The organism is Rhodococcus sp. SJ-3, from assembly GCF_051918125.1.
In the GTDB taxonomy this organism is placed as follows: domain Bacteria; phylum Actinomycetota; class Actinomycetes; order Mycobacteriales; family Mycobacteriaceae; genus Rhodococcus.
In genome coordinates this window covers 5,016,168-5,033,229 of sequence record NZ_CM123306.1, presented here as the reverse complement: position 1 = coordinate 5,033,229, position 17,062 = coordinate 5,016,168, and the positions used below count along the sequence as shown (strand labels likewise).

16 protein-coding genes are annotated in these 17,062 nt (G+C 67.8%); 1 reads left to right on the top strand and 15 read right to left on the bottom strand.

Going from position 1 to position 17,062, the window contains the following annotated elements; genetic code table 11:
* Positions 1-58 precede the first annotated feature (58 nt).
* The 10 genes from whiA to rpe all read right to left on the bottom strand — a co-directional run bounded on the left by whiA (position 59) and on the right by rpe (position 9,761).
* Entirely contained in the window at positions 59-1,036 is a 978-nt protein-coding gene (gene whiA, locus ACTDXD_RS23490) for a DNA-binding protein WhiA (RefSeq protein ID WP_440127768.1), read from the bottom strand.
* A complete protein-coding gene (locus ACTDXD_RS23485; protein WP_440124586.1) occupies positions 1,033-2,058 on the bottom strand; it encodes a gluconeogenesis factor YvcK family protein in 1,026 nt (341 codons plus the stop codon). The genes whiA and ACTDXD_RS23485 overlap by 4 nt, the downstream gene beginning before the upstream one ends.
* A complete protein-coding gene (gene rapZ / locus ACTDXD_RS23480) occupies positions 2,055-2,978 on the bottom strand; it encodes an RNase adapter RapZ (RefSeq protein ID WP_440124585.1) in 924 nt (307 codons plus the stop codon). The genes ACTDXD_RS23485 and rapZ overlap by 4 nt, the downstream gene beginning before the upstream one ends.
* The gene (uvrC, locus tag ACTDXD_RS23475) at positions 2,975-5,134 is read right to left on the bottom strand and encodes an excinuclease ABC subunit UvrC (RefSeq protein ID WP_440124584.1); all 2,160 of its coding nucleotides are present in this window, start codon (positions 5,132-5,134) and stop codon (positions 2,975-2,977) included. The genes rapZ and uvrC overlap by 4 nt, the downstream gene beginning before the upstream one ends.
* A 10-nt stretch (positions 5,135-5,144) precedes the next feature.
* The gene (locus ACTDXD_RS23470) at positions 5,145-5,618 is read right to left on the bottom strand and encodes a PH domain-containing protein (protein WP_440124583.1); all 474 of its coding nucleotides are present in this window, start codon (positions 5,616-5,618) and stop codon (positions 5,145-5,147) included.
* Entirely contained in the window at positions 5,615-6,097 is a 483-nt protein-coding gene (gene ribH / locus ACTDXD_RS23465; RefSeq protein ID WP_440124582.1) for a 6,7-dimethyl-8-ribityllumazine synthase, read from the bottom strand. The genes ACTDXD_RS23470 and ribH overlap by 4 nt, the downstream gene beginning before the upstream one ends.
* Positions 6,097-7,347: a bifunctional 3,4-dihydroxy-2-butanone-4-phosphate synthase/GTP cyclohydrolase II gene (locus ACTDXD_RS23460; protein WP_440124581.1), complete on the bottom strand. Its 1,251-nt coding sequence runs from the start codon at positions 7,345-7,347 to the stop codon at positions 6,097-6,099. The genes ribH and ACTDXD_RS23460 overlap by 1 nt, the downstream gene beginning before the upstream one ends.
* Positions 7,348-7,421: 74 nt before the next feature.
* Positions 7,422-8,027, bottom strand: coding sequence for a riboflavin synthase (locus tag ACTDXD_RS23455; RefSeq protein ID WP_440124580.1), 606 nt, complete (start codon positions 8,025-8,027; stop codon positions 7,422-7,424).
* 37 nt (positions 8,028-8,064) lie between these two features.
* Positions 8,065-9,081 carry a bifunctional diaminohydroxyphosphoribosylaminopyrimidine deaminase/5-amino-6-(5-phosphoribosylamino)uracil reductase RibD gene (gene ribD, locus ACTDXD_RS23450; RefSeq protein WP_440124579.1) on the bottom strand — a complete coding sequence of 339 codons (1,017 nt, stop codon included), beginning with the start codon at positions 9,079-9,081 and terminating at the stop codon, positions 8,065-8,067.
* On the bottom strand, positions 9,078-9,761 hold the full coding sequence (gene rpe / locus ACTDXD_RS23445) for a ribulose-phosphate 3-epimerase (protein ID WP_440124578.1): 684 nt from the start codon (positions 9,759-9,761) through the stop codon (positions 9,078-9,080). Before rpe ends, ribD begins: the two co-directional genes overlap by 4 nt.
* 347 nt (positions 9,762-10,108) lie before the next feature.
* Between rpe and ACTDXD_RS23440 the strand changes: the two genes are divergently transcribed.
* Complete coding sequence (locus ACTDXD_RS23440; protein ID WP_440124577.1) at positions 10,109-10,957, top strand: SDR family oxidoreductase; 849 nt, start codon at positions 10,109-10,111, stop codon at positions 10,955-10,957.
* Positions 10,958-11,027: 70 nt separating this feature from the next.
* Here ACTDXD_RS23440 and ACTDXD_RS23435 read toward each other — a convergent pair whose 3' ends face one another.
* The 5 genes from ACTDXD_RS23435 to ACTDXD_RS23415 all read right to left on the bottom strand — a co-directional run bounded on the left by ACTDXD_RS23435 (position 11,028) and on the right by ACTDXD_RS23415 (position 17,061).
* Entirely contained in the window at positions 11,028-11,957 is a 930-nt protein-coding gene (locus ACTDXD_RS23435) for a 1-phosphofructokinase family hexose kinase (RefSeq protein WP_440124576.1), read from the bottom strand.
* 89 nt (positions 11,958-12,046) lie between these two features.
* Positions 12,047-13,291: a glycerate kinase family protein gene (locus ACTDXD_RS23430; RefSeq protein ID WP_440124575.1), complete on the bottom strand. Its 1,245-nt coding sequence runs from the start codon at positions 13,289-13,291 to the stop codon at positions 12,047-12,049.
* A gap of 53 nt (positions 13,292-13,344) precedes the next feature.
* On the bottom strand, positions 13,345-14,778 hold the full coding sequence (locus tag ACTDXD_RS23425) for an SLC13 family permease (protein ID WP_440124574.1): 1,434 nt from the start codon (positions 14,776-14,778) through the stop codon (positions 13,345-13,347).
* A gap of 68 nt (positions 14,779-14,846) precedes the next feature.
* Positions 14,847-15,506, bottom strand: a complete 660-nt coding sequence (locus ACTDXD_RS23420; RefSeq protein ID WP_440124573.1) for a response regulator transcription factor — start codon at positions 15,504-15,506, stop codon at positions 14,847-14,849.
* 4 nt (positions 15,507-15,510) lie between these two features.
* Positions 15,511-17,061, bottom strand: coding sequence for a sensor histidine kinase (locus ACTDXD_RS23415; RefSeq protein ID WP_440124572.1), 1,551 nt, complete (start codon positions 17,059-17,061; stop codon positions 15,511-15,513).
* Position 17,062 lies beyond the last annotated feature (1 nt).

Sequence of the window (17,062 nt, the reverse complement as noted above, 5' to 3'; positions counted from 1 at the left end):
GGTTCACCACTCGGGATCCGCCCTTGCGTGGCACGAATCACCACATCAGAGTGAAGCCCTAGGCTTCCTCGAGCAACTCCGCAGTCACCGCGGACTCGGTGTCGGGGACCCCGATTTCCTTCGCACGGCGATCGGCCATGGACAGCAGCCGTCTGATCCGACCGGCGACAGCGTCTTTGGTCATCGGCGGATCCGCGAGCTGACCGAGTTCCTCGAGCGATGCCTGTCGGTGCTGCACCCGCAGCGTGCCCGCTGCCGCGAGATGATCCGGCACATCGGCGCCGAGGATGGCCAGTGCCCGCTCGACCCGGGCAGCCGCCGCGACCGCGGCTCGCGCCGACCGCCGCAGATTCGCATCGTCGAAGTTCGCGAGCCGGTTGGCGGTCGCACGCACTTCACGCCGCATTCGACGCTCTTCCCAGATCAGCCGGGTGTCCTGCGCGCCCATGTGGGTCAGCAACGCACCGATGGCCTCGCCGTCGCGGATCACGACGCGATCGGCGCCGCGGACCTCACGTGCCTTCGCGGTGATCCCGAGACGACGGGCGGCACCCACCAGGGCGAGCGCTGCCTCCGGTCCGGGGCAGCTGACCTCGAGGGCAGAGGAGCGACCCGGTTCCGTCAGTGAGCCGTGCGCAAGGAACGCACCGCGCCACGCTGCAGCGGCATCGGACACGCTGCCGCCGACCACCTGCGCAGGCAACCCCCGCACCGGTCGACCGCGGTTGTCGAGCAGTCCGGTCTGCCGTGCGAGTGCCTCACCGTCCTTGCCGACCCGCACCACGTAACGCGAACTCTTGCGCAACCCGCCGGCACCGAGTACGAGCACCTCCGCCTGGTAGCCGTACAGCTCGAAGATCTCCTTGCGCAACCGCCGCGCGATCGACCCGAGATCGGCCTCCGCCTCCACGACTACACGTCCCGCGACGATGTGCAGACCGCCCGCGAACCGCAGCAACGAGGACACCTCGGCCTTGCGATTGCTGGTGCGGGTGACGACGAGCCTGCTCAGCTCGTCCTTGACCTCCGCTGTCATTGCCACGAGACGATCTCCCTTCCGCCACCGCCCACGGAACTGCTGCGTCCGTGCGGCGTGGTCAGATACTGTCCGAGCGCCCTCGCCAACTTGGCGGGGTCGTGCCGATGGGTGCCGGGTTCTGCGACGTCGACGAAGTCGACATCGGCGCCGAAACCGGTCGCAGCGCGCCGAAGGTGCTCACGTTCGCGACCGGCGGGTACCGATGCTTCGTCGACGACGACATTGTCGACGCGGAAGTCCGGCGCGTGCTGCGCCAGAACGTGCAGGTGGCGTTCCGCAGAGAACCCGGCGGTTTCGCCTGGTTCGGCAGCCAAATTGAGCACAAGCACCTTACGGGCGTTCGTGTGGATCAGGGCATCGTTGAGATCCGGGACCAACACGTGCGGGATGACGCTCGAGAACCACGAGCCCGGCCCGAGCACCACCATGTCGGCATCGCACACCGCGTCCAGCGCCTCGGGACCGGCCGGTGGGTTGGCCGGGATCAGCCGCACACGCCGCACTTTCCCCGGTGTGGTCGCGACCGCGACCTGTCCGCGGATGCATCGGCTCGCCCGCGGATCTGCTTCGAGGCCGGAGACGTCTGCCTCGATGTCGAGCGCAATCGGTGACATCGGCAGGACCCGACCACGCACCTGCAGGAGGCGGCCCACGGCATCGAGGGCGGCGACGGTGTCACCCAGCACCTCGGTCAGGCCCGCGAGAATCAGGTTACCCACCGAATGCCCGGCAAGGGCACCGGTACCACCGAAGCGGTGCTGCACGGTCTGCGTCCAGATATCCACCTCGGCATCGGCGGCAGACATCGCGGCGAGCGCCATCCTGAGGTCGCCGGGGGGGATCACGCCGAGCTCGGCGCGCAGCCGGCCCGATGACCCGCCGTCATCGGCGACGGTGACGACGGCCGTGACCCGGTCGGTGAGCCGGCGCACGGCGCGCAGCGTCGCGAACAGGCCGTGTCCCCCGCCGAGTGCCGTGATCGCCGGACCTGTCGGAGAATTTCCCAGATAGGTGCTCACTCGCGCCCCAGATCACGATGTACCACGTGCACGTCGAGTCCGGGCTCGCCGCTCAATCGACCCGCGAGGGCTTCGGTCATGGCAACGCTGCGGTGCTTGCCGCCGGTACAACCCACCGCGATGGTCATGTAACGCTTCCCCTCGCGCCGATAGCCGGCGGTGGTCAGTTCGAGCATCCGCTGGTAACTGTCGAGGAACTCCGGTGCACTCTCGTGGGACAGGACGTAGTCGCGCACCGGCGCATCGCGGCCGGTCTGCGGACGCAGGTCGGGAACCCAGTGGGGGTTCGGAAGGAAGCGCACATCGCATACGAGGTCGGAGTCCATCGGCAGACCGTACTTGAAGCCGAATGATTCGACGGTCACCTGAATGGTGTCGGACGTCGCGTCTCCGAAGGCCGTTTCGATCTTGCGCCGCAGTTCCGGCCCCGTCAGCGCGGACGTGTCGACGACGAGGTCGGCCGCTGCCTTTACGGGTGCGAGTTGTCCGCGTTCGGCCGCGATCCCGTCGGTGAGCGTGCGGTCGGCGGTGTCGGACTGCAAGGGGTGACTGCGCCGGACCTGCTCGAATCGTCGGACGAGCACGGCATCGGTGGCCTCGAGGAACAACACACGGGTCTGGACCGGCCGCGCAGCCAGTTCGTTGACGACCTGACCGAGATCGCCGGTGAACAGACGGCTGCGCACATCCATGACGATGGCCAACCGTTCGAGTGGCGGCTCGGCGCGCACCGCGAGATCGATCATGGAGATGACCAACTGCGGCGGAAGATTGTCGGCGACGAACCATCCGAGGTCTTCGAGCGCGGTGGCCGCGGTGCTCATCCCGGCCCCGGACAGTCCGGTGATGATGATCACCTCGGCGCGGGGTGCGGCACCGCCTCGACCCGATCCGATGGTGTCACTACCGACATCCGTCATTGCTGCGACTCCGCTCGTATTTCCGACACGCCGACTGTGTCATCATTGCCCACCGGCGTGTCTCCTGCATCCGGACCGGGTTCCGGAGTCGAGTCGGGTGGGGACGTCGAGACACCGCTCACCATCTCGCCGCGGAGTGCGTCGTGCACGGTCTGCGCGGTCGCGCGACCGATCCCCGGGACCGCCGTGATCTCCTCGACGGTGGCCAGACGCAGTTTCGCCACCGACCCGAAATGCATCACGAGCGCTTTTCGCCGCGTGTCACCGAGCCCCCGGATCCCGTCGAGCGCGGATGCTGTCATGCGCTGCGAGCGTTTGCTGCGGTGGTAGGTGATCGCAAACCGGTGTGCCTCGTCGCGCACTCGTTGCAGCAGGTACAACGACTCGCTCGCGCGCGGCAGAATGATCGGGTCGTCCTCGCCGGGCACCCACACTTCCTCGAGGCGCTTGGCGAGACCGATCACGGCAACGTCGGTGATACCGAGATCATCGAGGACTTCTGCGGCCGCCGCCACCTGTGGCGCACCACCGTCCACCACATACAGGTTCGGTGGATACGCGAAGCGGCGCGGCCTGCCGGTGGCAGGGTCGAGCGCGGCCTCCGGTGCTGCGTCACCACCGTCACCACCGCCCTCGCCGGTCGCGGCGTGCGCGACGTCGCGGTTGTGCCGGAGGAACCGGCGGCGCGTGACTTCGGCGATCGAACCGACATCGTCGGATCTGCCCTCACCCGCAGCTTCCTTGATCGCGTAGCGCCGATAGTCGGATTTGCGCGGAAGCCCGTCTTCGAAGACCACCAGCGACGCAACGACATCTGTGCCCTGCACATGGCTGATATCGACGCATTCGATGCGCAGCGGCGCCGAGTCGAGGTCGAGGGCCTCCTGAATACCCTGCAAGGCCGCCGACCGAGCGGTGAAATCGCCGGCCCGCCGCAGTTTGTGCTGCGTCAACGCTTCTTTCGCATTGCGCAGCACCGTCTCGGCGAGCGCCTTTTTGTCGCCGCGCTGCGGTACGCGCAGCCGCACCGGTCCGCCCCGAAGACCCGACAACCAGCGGCTCATCTCGTCCGGGTCCGGTGGCAGCGCCGGAACCAGGACTTCACGTGGTACCGCGCTTGCGGCGCGGTCGCTGTCAGCAGCGGTGGTGACCGCAACCTCCTCGCCGTAGAACTGTGTGAGGAACTGTTCGACGAGCAGCGACAACTCTTCGTCGCGATCGGCGTCGTCGGATCCGGACGGCCGCGCGTCGCGATCCGCCGGACGGTCGACGACGTCGCCGGACTTCTCCACGACCCAGCCACGCTGACCGCGGACGCGGCCACCGCGCACGTGGAACACCTGGACGGCGACCTCGAGATCGTCGCCGGCGAACGCGACGAGATCGGCGTCCGTTCCGTCACCGAGTACCACGGCCTGCTTCTCGAGCGCCTTCCGCAGCGCGCCGAGATCGTCGCGCAGACGTGCTGCAAGCTCGAAATCGAGTTCCTCGGAGGCAGCGTGCATTCGTGTCTCGACCTCGCGGACGAGCCGGTCGGTGCGGCCGGCGAGGAAGTCACAGAAATCGTCGACGATCCGGCGGTGTTCGTCGGCGTCCACCCGACCGACACAGGGAGCCGAGCACTTGTCGATGTAACCGAGCAGGCACGGCCGCCCGATCTGCGAGTGCCGTTTGAAGACGCCTGCCGAGCAGGTACGGGCGGGGAACACCCGCAACAACAGGTCGAGGGTTTCCCGGATCGCCCACGCGTGGGAGTAGGGACCGAAGTAACGCACGCCTTTTCGTCGGGGACCGCGGTAGACGAACAGTCGCGGGAACTTCTCCCCCACACTCACGGCCAGCATCGGATACGTCTTATCGTCCCGATACCGCACGTTGAAGCGCGGATCGAATTCCTTGATCCAGTTGTACTCGAGTTGCAGCGCCTCGACTTCGGTGCGCACCACCGTCCACTCGACGCTGCCTGCGGTGGTGACCATCTGCCGGGTGCGCGGGTGCAACGAGGAGACGTCGGCGAAATACGAGTTCAAACGCGAACGCAGGCTCTTGGCCTTGCCGACGTAGACGACCCGGCCGTGCGGGTCGCGGAATCTGTACACCCCCGGCTCCGTGGGGATGGTGCCGGGGGCGGGGCGGTATGTCGAGGGGTCGGGCACGACGTCCAGGCTAGCCGTCCGCGCCGACACCCCGGCCGTACCGTGCTTCTATCGCACGAAAGCGCTCCAAGGCGTCGACAGCGTGTGCGCCGTCGCGGGCCTGCACCGCGACCACGGCCAGATACTCGTCGTCGGGAAGTTCGAGATGAGCCCAGGGCGCGTCGTGCGGAAATGAGATTCCGCGCACCTGATTCCAGCCGAAATGCTTCTCCTGGAACATGTTCCGAATCGAGATACCGCTCGCACCTGCACGCAGCCGGGGGCGGGTGAACAACAGTACCCCGGCCGCGACCACGAGTCCGATCAGGACCATCGCGATCTGATCGGCGACCCGCAGGTGCACACCGGTGTCGCCGCCCGACCGCAGGACCACGGCCGCTCCGATGTGGCCGACCACCAGGAACCCGGCGATGATCTGCGCCACCCGGGTCATCTTGCGTGCGCGGACGTCGAGTTCCCACGCGGTATCGGTCGCTGCCGTCACCGCGCCGCTCCTCGGAGCCGTCGCAGAGTCACGGCGGTGTCGAGTGCGGCTGCACATGCCTGGCCGCCTTTGTCCTCGATCGAATCCGGCAGCCCGGCACGGTCGAGTGCCTGCTGCTCGGTGTCGGTGGTGAGCACACCATTGCCGACCGGGGTGCCCTCGTCGAGGGCGACGCGGGTCAATCCGTAGGTCACGGCGTCGCACACGTATTCGAAATGCGGGGTCCCGCCGCGGATCACGACACCCAACGCGACCACGGCATCGTGTGTGCGGGCAAGTTGCTGCGCGACCACGGGCAGTTCGATCGCACCTGCGACACGTTCGACGGTGATCTCGGTGATCCCGGCGTCCACGGCGACTCGCCGGGCCCCGGCGATGAGCGCATCGGAGAGCGCGGTGTGCCACCGGCCCGCAACGATCGCCACACGCAGACCGGCGGCGTCCGCAAGTTGCAGGTCGGGTAGCCCTTCACCGCTCATCAGGCGTCACCGGCCTCGTAGTCGTCGAGTCCGATCAGGTCGTGACCCATCCGGTCGCGCTTCGTACGCAGGTAGGTGAGATTCTCCGCGTTCGCACGCAGCGGCATCGGGACACGCTCGGTGATCTGCAGGCCGTATCCGTCCAGCCCGACCCGCTTGGCCGGGTTGTTGGTCAGCAACCGCATCGACGCGATACCGAGATCGACGAGGATCTGCGCGCCGATGCCGTAGTCGCGTGCGTCGGCGGGCAACCCCAGTTCCAGGTTCGCGTCGACGGTGTCGGACCCCGCATCCTGCAGCTGATAGGCCTGCAGTTTGTGCATCAGCCCGATGCCGCGGCCCTCGTGCCCACGCATGTAGAGCACGACACCGCGCCCCTCCGCTGCCACCATCTCGAGTGCCGCGTCGAGTTGAGGACCGCAATCGCAGCGCAGCGATCCGAAGACGTCACCGGTCAGGCATTCGGAGTGCACGCGCACCAGCACGTCCGCACCGTCACCGTCGGGGCCGGCGAGGTCACCGCGGACGAGCGCGACATGCTCTACCTCGTCGTAGATGCTCTGGTACCCGACCGCGGTGAAGTCACCGTGCCGGGTGGGGATACGGGCCTCGGCGACCCGCACCACGTGCTTCTCGTGCTTGCGACGCCACGCGATGAGATCCGCGATGGAGATCAGGGCGAGGTCGTGTTCGTCGGCGAACACCCGGAGCTCGTCGGTGCGGGCCATGTGGCCCTCGTCCTTCTGCGAGACGATCTCGCAGATCACGCCTGCCGGGCGCAGATCTGCCATTCGGGCGAGGTCGACGGCCGCCTCGGTGTGGCCGGGGCGTCGCAGGACGCCCCCCTCCTTCGCGCGCAACGGCACGACGTGGCCCGGACGCGTGAAGTCCAGCACGGTCGAGTCGGGGTCTGCGAGCAGCCGCATCGTGGTGGCACGGTCGGACGCCGAGATGCCGGTGCCGATACCTTCCTTCGCATCGACCGTGACCGTGTACGCGGTACCGTGCTTGTCCTGGTTCGTGGAGTACATGGGGGGCAGACCGAGCCGGTCGCAGTCGTCGCCGTCGAGCGGCACACACAGATAACCGGAGGTGTAGCGCACCATGAACGCCACGAGTTCGGGAGTGGCCTTCTCCGCAGCGAAGATGAGGTCGCCCTCGTTTTCACGGTCTTCGTCGTCGACCACGACGACCGCCTTACCGGCGGCGATGTCGGCGACCGCGCGCTCGATGGTGTCGAACCTCGTCACTTGCCCTGACTCCAAATCTTCTAGTCGGACGACTCGTGCTTCGCGTCCACTGTCCTGTTCCACAGTACGACCTCTCACCGAGCGTTCTGCAGTCGCTCCACGTACTTCGCGATCACGTCGACCTCGAGGTTGACGGTGGTACCCGCCTCGGCGCCACCGAGCGTGGTCAGCGACAACGTCGTCGGGATCAGCGAGATCTCGAACCATTCGTCGCCGGGCTCGCCGCCGAGCGCCGACACCGTCAGCGACACGCCGTCGACCGTGATCGAACCCTTCTCGACGACATACCGGGCGATGCTCGCAGGCAACGAAATCCGGACCACCGTCCAGTTCTCGGACGGCGTGAGCAAGAGCACGGAGCCCGTCCCGTCGACGTGGCCCTGGACGATGTGCCCGCCGAGTCGGCTGTTCACCGCTGCCGCGCGTTCGAGGTTGACGCGGCTGCCCGCGGCAAGGCCCTCGAGGCTCGAACGGTTCAGTGTCTCCTGCATCACGTCCGTGGTGAACGAGTCGGTGTCGACGACGTCGACGACGGTCAGGCACACACCGTTGACCGCGATCGAGTCACCGTGTTTGGCGTCGGCTGTCACCACCGGCCCCCGCACAGTGAATCGAGCGGCATCCGCGAGGTCTTCGCGCGCCACGATTTCACCCAGTTCTTCCACGATGCCGGTGAACACGGTCGGCTCCTTCACTCCCGGTCGGTGACCGGGTTCGTCAGTCCCGGTCCGGGACCAGGGTCATGAGGACATCGGCGCCGACGGTCTCGACGCGCTCCCGACGAAACCGTAGCGCCTCGGTGATCGTGGTGACGCCCGCGTCCTGCACGGCGGCGCTCCCGTCTCCGAGCACGACCGGCGCGATGTAGGCCTGGATTCGATCGACCCGGCGGGCCGCCAGGAATGCCCCCGCGAGACGCGGGCCACCCTCGAGAAGCACGTCGGGGTGGTCGGCGAGCGCGGCAAGGACCTCGTCGACGTCGTGGGTGCGCAGTACGAGGGTGGGCGCGCTGTCGTCGAGCACCCGCGCATCGGTGGGGATGTCACTGAACCCGACGACCACACGCAAGGGCTGATGGGGTGCGAGATCACCGTCGGGCAGGCGCGCGGTCAGCCACGGGTCGTCGGCGAGAACGGTGCCGGTGCCCACGACGATCGCGTCCAGTCTGCTGCGTTCGTCGTGCACGCGTGTGCGGGCGTCCGCTCCGGAGATCCACTGACTGGTGCCGTCGGCGGCCGCGCTGCGGCCGTCGAGCCCGGCCGCGTATTTCCAGGTCACGTGCGGACGGCCGGTGCGCTGCCGATGCAGCCACGCGCGAAGTGAGCTGTGGGCCACGGTGTCCGCGCCGAGACCTTCGTGGACCGCCACGCCTGCGCCACGCAGGGTGTCTGCGCCGCCCCCTGCGACCGGGTTCGGATCTGCGATCGCGTAGTGCACTATCGCAATACCGGCATCGATCAAGGCTTGTGCGCAGGGTCCGGTACGACCGGTGTGGTTGCAGGGTTCGAGGGTCACGACGGCGGTTCCGCCACGCGCCCTGTCTCCGGCGGCCGCGAGGGCGCGCACTTCGGCGTGGGGACCGCCGGGCGGTGCGGTGGCCCCCACTCCGGCGATTCGACCGTCCGCGTCGACGATGGTCGCGCCCACCGGCGGATTGGGGCTCGTCGTCCCGCGCACTGCTTCCGCGGCGTCGAGCGCGAACTGCAGCGCTTCGGTGAGTTCCGGCGCGATCACGGCGCGAGGGTCAGGTGCGCGGAGGCCCTCCCGGCCTGCGCGCGCAGTTTGCGCACCGCTTCTGCGGGATCCTCCGCGCCGTAGACAGCGGAGCCTGCGACGAAGCAATCGACACCGGCCTCGGCAGCGGCCTCGATGGTATCGGCGTTGATCCCCCCGTCGATCTCCACGAGCAGACGCAGTTCACCGGAATCCACCAGTTTCCGGACCGCGCGGGCTTTGCCGAGCACGTCGGGGATGAAGGACTGGCCACCGAATCCCGGTTCGACACTCATCACGAGGAGCGTGTCGAACTCCTTCAGGATCTCGAGGTACGGCTCGATGGGAGTTCCGGGCTTCACAGACAGCCCGGCCTTACCACCTGCGGCGCGGATATCCCGCGCGACGGCGATGGGATCGTCCGTGGCCTCGGCGTGAAACGTGACGTTGTGCGCGCCTGCCTCGGCGTACGGCGGCGCCCACCTACCCGGATCCTCGATCATCAGATGACAGTCGAGAGGAATGTCGGTTGCCGCGAGCAACGACTGCACGATCGGCAGGCCGAGAGTCAGGTTCGGCACGAAATGTGCGTCCATGACGTCTACATGCAGCCAGTCGGCGCCGGCGACGGCCTCGGCCTCATCGGCGAGGCGCGCGAAGTCCGCGGAAAGAATGGAGGGGGCAATCATCGGGTGGGCCACATCGGGAAAGTCTAGTGCGCGGCCGGACCCGATCGAAAACAATGCCGGGTCGCCACCGCCGACGTAGATGAGGACCTATGGCACTGGCCCCCGAAGCCGCGAAATGGTTGAGTCGAGGCTGATCAACTCTTCACTCACCGGTGCATCGTGCCGATCCGACCCGAGCGATACTTCGGGGCGTCACTCGGCGACCGATCGATGGCAAGTGAATGACCTGGCCGGGGTTGCGGCCACCACAGCGCCGCAGGGGGGCGCTCCGGTGACCGCGGTCCCGGGGCACGGACGGATCCGCTCCCGAAAGCCACCAAGTACGCCCATACTCGACGGCATCCGACGAAGGGGCACAGGTGAGCACTCCGAATCCGGCACCACTGGCCGGCAAAACCATGATCATGTCCGGCGGAAGCCGTGGGATCGGCCTCGCCATCGCACTGCGCGCCGCCCGGGACGGCGCCGACATCACACTGATCGCCAAGACCGACACTCCGAATCCGAAGCTGCCCGGCACCATTCATACCGCCGCTGCCGAACTCGAGAAAGCAGGCGGACGCGTGCTGCCGTTCGTCGGCGATGTCCGCGACGACGACGCGGTCGCCGAAGCGGTCCGGCAGACGATCGAGCGGTTCGGTGGGATCGACATGGTCGTCAACAACGCCTCCGCGATCGACCTGTCACCCACCACCGACATCGCGATGAAGAAATACGACCTCATGCAGGACATCAACTGCCGCGGCACGTTCCTGCTCTCGAAGCTGTCCATCCCCGCTCTGCGCGACTCGGCGAAAGCAGGCCGTAACCCGCACATCCTGACGCTGTCACCACCACTGAACCTCTCCCCCAAGTGGGCAGGAGCGCATCTTGCCTACACGATGGCCAAATACGGGATGAGTCTGACGACACTCGGTCTCGCCGAAGAATTGAAGAACGACGGAATCGGCGTCAACTCGCTCTGGCCGCGCACCACGATCGCGACCGCCGCCGTCCGCAATCTCCTCGGCGGTGAGCAGATGGTCGATTCGTCGCGGACGCCGGACATCTACGCCGACGCCGCGTACGCCGTCCTGACCTCACCGAGCACCGAGGCGACCGGAAACTTCTACATCGACGACGAAGTGCTCGCCGATGCCGGCATCACCGACCTCGAGCCGTACCGGGCGGGCACCGGCGAACTCCAACTCGATCTGTTCCTCGACTGATGAGAGGTACCACGCGCAGCGACCGGGATGCGCGTGGTACGGCAGGCACGAAGCCGCGGCCCCGTCGACATCACAGACTGCGGGCGAGGGCGTCGAAGCGATCGATGTCTTCGCGCCGGCAGACGTGGCTGCCTGCTGTGAGCAGCGCGGCGGAGCCGCAGGCGATTCCCAACGCCAACGCATCGCGCAGCGGCCGATCCTGCAACAACCCCACTACGAGCCCCGCCACCATGCTGTCACCGGCCCCGACCGCGCTGCGCACCTCGACGTCGAGGGCGGGCACCTGCACCGTTTCGGCGGCGGTGACCATGATGGCCCCGTCGGCACCGAGGGAGACCACGACGACCTCCGCGACACCGCGGTCCACGAGTGCGCGGGCGGCGCCGATCCGGTCCTCCGATGTGGGGAGGTCGTGACCGACCCACTCGCACAATTCGTCCAACGACGGTTTGACGAGAAACACCCCCGACTCGATGCTCGCGAGTGCGTCACCCGAAGAGTCGAGGACGAACCGCGCTCCGGCGTCGCGGGCGGCCTCGGCGATCTGCCGCACGAAGGTGCCCGGCACACCGGGCGGGAAGCTTCCGCTGGCGACGACATACTTAGCGTCCTTCGCCACCTTCGTGAGCGCGACCAGGCACTGTTCCTGTTCCTCGGCTGTCAGCTCTGGGCCGGGAGTGACGAACCGGTACTCGAGGCCGCTCGCGCGGTCGATCGTCGTGAAGCACTCCCGGGTGTCGTCGACGATGGGCACGATGTGCTCTTCGACATCGTCGTCGTCGAGTAACCCGCTCATCTGTTCGCCGCGTGCACCTCCCGCCGGGTACACCGCGGCGGCCGACGCACCGAGCACGCGCGCGACCTTCGCGACGTTCACCCCGCCCCCGCCTGCATCGTAGAACGGCTCGTCGCACCGGAGTTTGCGGGTGGGAACCACCCGGTCGGTGAAAGTGGTGACATCGAGGGCCGGGTTCATGGTCAGTGTGACGATGTCGGGCATACGCGAACCCTATTGGCAGGGGTGCTTGCACGTCGACCCGGAGAAACTTGCCGTGGTCGGCGCCGACCTCTAGGCGAGCGAAATCCTCGTCACGCCGCGGTCGCCGCGGCGACCTGCCGTTTGTTCTTCTTACCCCACCCCTTGCTCCGGCATGCGACGGCGGAGCCGAGCATGAGCAAACGCATCGATCGTGCTGCGGCATCGACGAGCAGGTCGTGACCGTTGGCGACGGCGTCCTCCAGTTTCATCGGGACGGGGATGATCGACGCGATCGCACCGATTCCGACGTCGTGTACGTCCAATGCGCCTGGGCCGAGCGACCCGGCGAGCGCAAGCACCGGTACCCCGACTCGCTGAGCGCGCCGAGCGATCTCGGCGGGTACCTTGCCGCGCGGTGTCTGGAAGTCGATGCTCCCCTCTGCGGTGATGATCAGGTCGGCGCGCGCGACGAGGGCGTCGAGGTCGATGCAGGAAAGGCCGCTGTCGAGCAGTACGTCGAAACGGGACGCGATTCGGGCCCCGATAACGGCAAGTCCTGCGCCGAGCCCGCCCGACGCCCCACTGCCCGGGCCGGTCCTGACATCGAATCCCGTAGTAGTGCAGTGCTGTTCGAGCACCGTCGCCCACCTGTCCAACGCGGCCGAAAGCTCCTCGACCTGCGCGGGACTCGCACCCTTCTGCGGCCCGAACACGCGGGCGACACCCCCCGGCCCGCACAACACGTTGTGGGTGTTGCACGCCAGGACGATCTCTGCATCGGCGAGCGCTGGGTGCAGGGCGTCGAGTTCGAGCCGATCGGACCGAGCCAGATGGTGACCCCCGTCGGGAAGATCGTGCCCGTCACAGTCGAGGATCCGAGCGCCGAGCGCCTGCAGGGCGCCGGCACCTCCGTCGCAGGTGCCGGAGTCGCCGCATCCGACGATGATGCGGCGGACGCCGTCGTCGAGTGCGGCAGCGATGAGCTCACCCACACCTCGGCTTGTGGTCCGGCCGGGGTCGCGGCGGTCGCCGGGCACGAGGCGCAGGCCCGCGGCCGAGGCCATTTCGATCACTGCAGTGCCAGCGGCAGCGCCCCCGAGTAGTGCCCAATGCGCGACCACTGGTTCGCCGACGGGGCCGGTGACCGTGGTCGGCACGAGAGTGCCTCCGGTGGCCGCCGCGAGGATCTCGGCGGTACCCTCCCCTCCGTCCGGGATCGGGACGGTGTCGACGGCGACGCCGGGCAGTGCCCTCCGGACACCGACCGCGATCGCCGAGGCCACGGACGGGGCGTCGAGACTCTCCTTGAATCCGCTGGGCGCGACGAGAATTCGGTGTGGAACCTTCAGTGCCATGACGTCGCTCCTATCGGTACGGTGAAAGCATTCAGTGGGGACCATGGGCGGAATCACGGGAACAGCGCCATGCCGAGCAACGGCCAGACGAACCACGCGAACACGAGCACCAGCACCGCGCTGAGCGGGCCGAGCACCATGGACAACCGCAGCAGGTCCCTGCTCGTGTACGTGGGGAGTTCCGGCACCGACGAGAACAGCGTCACCGGTTTCGCGGAACTGGGTAGGGTATGACAGAAGCCGGCCGCGGCGGTCGAGACGAACGCTGCCGCGAGTGGATCGACGCCCACACTGGGAGCGAGTGCCACGACCACGGGGATGAGCACCGCCGACCTGGCCGAACGTGACTGGATCACCAGGTGCGCAGCAGTCGAGATCAAGACGACGACCACGACGAAGAGCGGCCCCGCCGCGGCACCGCGTGAGGTGAGCGGACCGAACGCGGTGGTTGCCAGCCAGTCCGCTGCGCCGCTGGTAGTGAGCGCGGTACCGATCGACAACGTCGCGGCCATGAACAGCAACAGCGTCCACGGCACGGTCTTCAGTGCTGCTCCGAGCCTGACCGACCCGTAGCGCGGTGAGGTCGCCACGAGCGCGCCGAGCAGCGCCACCACAGCAGGATGGATGCCGTGCAGCGGTTCGGTACACCACAGCACCGTCACGACGGCGAGCAGCAGCGCTGCCCTGGACTCGGCGACGGTCAACGGACCGGTTACCGGAGTCGAGGACTGCGCACCGATGTCCTCGGCGGTGATCGACAGGTCCCGGTGACGGTCCTCCGTGTCGGTGAACATCCAGAGCACCAGTTCCGCCGCAGCATGCGACGAGACGATCGCCAGGGGCAGCCCCAGCAGCATCCACGTCGCGAAATCGAATCCGCTGCCGGTCGCGGCGGTGACGATCCGGCTCGTGATCAGGTGTGCACCGGCACCGAGCAACGATGCCACGGCCGACAGAAGTATCACGGTCGGGAACAGCAGCGCCAGGGCGCGCACCAGCCGGGGGCGGTCCGCCAGGGCGGTGGCAATCGCGACGAAGACCGGCAGCACGAGCGCCGCACGCCCCGATGTCGACGGCACGGCGAACGCAGTCACCACCAGCGCCGCGGTCACCAGGTGGATCAGAGCCCGTGGCGTTCGCGCGCCGGTGACGAGGAACGTAGCGCCGCGGGTGGCCAGCCCGGAGGAGGCAACGCCTGCGGCGATGACGAACGCCGACAGGAGCAGCCAGACGATGTCGTCGCCGAGCGCGGCGAACAGCGCATCGGCGTCGGTGACTCCCACGACGGTGAGCGTCGCGGCAGCACCGAGCGCTATGTAGGTGTCGTCGACACGGGTGAAGATCCACAACCACACCGCGATCACGAACACGATCAGGGTGAGTGCGGCGTCCGCGCTCAGAGCGACATCGGTGCGGGCGAGATACACGATGCCGGCGCATGCGACGAACAGGACGACGAGGGCAGACAGACGGCCGGGGGCCGGCAAGCGCCGCTCCCACCGAGGTGAGGGCGGCGAGGTTGCCGGCGCGCGCGGTGGCGTGGTCGCGAAGTACGTCATCGCAGCCGATACCCCGCTCCGCGGATCGTCTCCACCCGGTCGCCGCCGATCTTGCTGCGCAACGCGCGGACGTACACATCGACGACGTTGGAGGCCGGGTCGAAGTCGTAGCCCCACACGTGCCCGAGGATCTGTTCACGGGAGAGCACCTGGCCGCGATGCCGCAGGAATACCTCGAGCAAGGAGAACTCGCGGCTGGTGAGGTCGACGGTGGCGCCACCGACTTCGACGCGGCGGGTGCGGAGGTCCAGTGCAAGATCGCCGTCGCCCAGCACCGACGTCGGATCGGTCGCGCCGACGTCACCGATGCGCAGCCGGATCCGTGCGAGGAGTTCGGCGAACTGGAACGGTTTGCTCACATAATCGTTGGCTCCGCCCTCGAGCCCCGCGACGGTGTCGGTGACGCTGTCGCGTGCGGTGAGCACGATGACGGGGGTGCGGACCCCTTCGCCCCGGAGCCGGTCGAGCACGGTGAACCCGTCCATCTTGGGCAGCCCGATATCGAGGATGACAAGGTCGAACGCGTCACTGCGGGCCAGCAGCAGCGCCGTCTCCCCGTCGCCCGCATGGGTGATGGTGTAGCCGGCAGCGCGCAGCCCCTTCTCCAGGAAGGCGACGATCCGTGGGTCGTCCTCGGCGATCAAGATGCGGCTCAATGGATTACGGCCTCTCGAGGGTTGGGGCTGATACGGGCTCGCGGGGTCCCGGCTCGGTGTGTTCGCGGTGGTCGATGGCGTGGACGCGTGCACCGGGACCGTCTGCAGGCAGGTCGATACCGAAAGTGGCGCCCTCTCCCGGGGTGCTGTCTACCCACACCGATCCGTGGTGGGCGTCGGTGATGGCCCGCACGATCGCCAATCCGAGTCCCGCACCGCCACGTTCGGGTGCCTGCCCGCCGACGTCGGCAGGGCTGGGGTTGCCACGCCGGAACCGCTCGAAGATGCGACTCGCGTCTTCCGGTGCCACACCGGGGCCGGTGTCCTTCACCCACACGCGGAACAGACGATGCCCGTCGTCGACGACGAAGGCGGATCCGAGCTGGATGATGTCGCCGTCGTGAGTGTGGGAGACCGCGTTGGTGGCGAGCTGCAACGCGGCCTGGGTGACACGCTGGCTGTCGATGTCGGCGACCCCCTCGGCCACTTCCATGAGCTGCCAGTCGCGGGTCCCGAGCATCTGCGCCTTGGCTTCGATGTCGAGCGTCAGGTCGGTGACATCCACCTCGCGGCACGTCACGAAGTCGGGGCGTTCGGCCTTGGCAAGCACCAGCAGGTCACTGACGATGCGGGCCATGCGATCGAGCTCGTCCTCGACGAGGCGAAGAGTCGCGGCGCGGGTGATGGCATCGGCGGTTCGGTCGAGTTCCATCACTTCGAGGTGCCCGCGGATCACGGTGATCGGCGTGCGCAATTCGTGTCCGGCGTCATCGACGAACCGTTGCTGGGTGGCGTGGGCCTGTTCCAAGCGATCGAGCATCGAGTTGAAGGTTTCGGCGAGCGCGGCGATATCGTCGCGCCCGTGGACGGGCACCCGACTCGTGAGGTCTTTCTCTCCGATCGCCGCGGCGACTTCGCGCACCTGCCGGATCGGGGCGAGTATCTGGCCGGCGACAAGCCAGCCGATGACTGCGGTGAGTCCGAGTCCTCCGACCGCGACGAGGGCGATGGTGCCGATGGTTTCGCCGACCTGGGCTCGTTGTTCAGCGGTGAACACCGCAACGACCAGTGCGCCGTCGTCATTGCCCGAGGTGACGTCGGACCGGGCCCACCGGACCCGCCCGCCCTCGGCGTCTATGACACCCGAGTTGGTGGGTGTGCCGAGCATCCGGTCGAAGAGATTTCCGTCTTCGGTCAGGCCCGGCGGCAGGTCGGGCCGGTCGAGGGCGATACGCCGATCGAACAACAACTGACCACCGACGACCCCGACGATCACCTCACCTTCCGAGGTGTGTTGCCGGTTCAGGTACACCTCGAGCATCCGGTCGACACTGGTGAACGGCGCAGCGGTGGTCGGGTCGACACCGACGGACGCGAAGGCGCGGAACTCGTCGATCTCCTGCGTGATATCGGCGTTCGCGTCATGGTCGACATCGTTGAGCAGCAACGCTCGGGTCGTGACAACGACCGACACCAGTGCGACGGCGGTGGTGAGGAGAATCCAGGTGAGGATGCGCCAGCGGGCCGGCAGGGCTGATCCTCGCGGTCCTCTCACC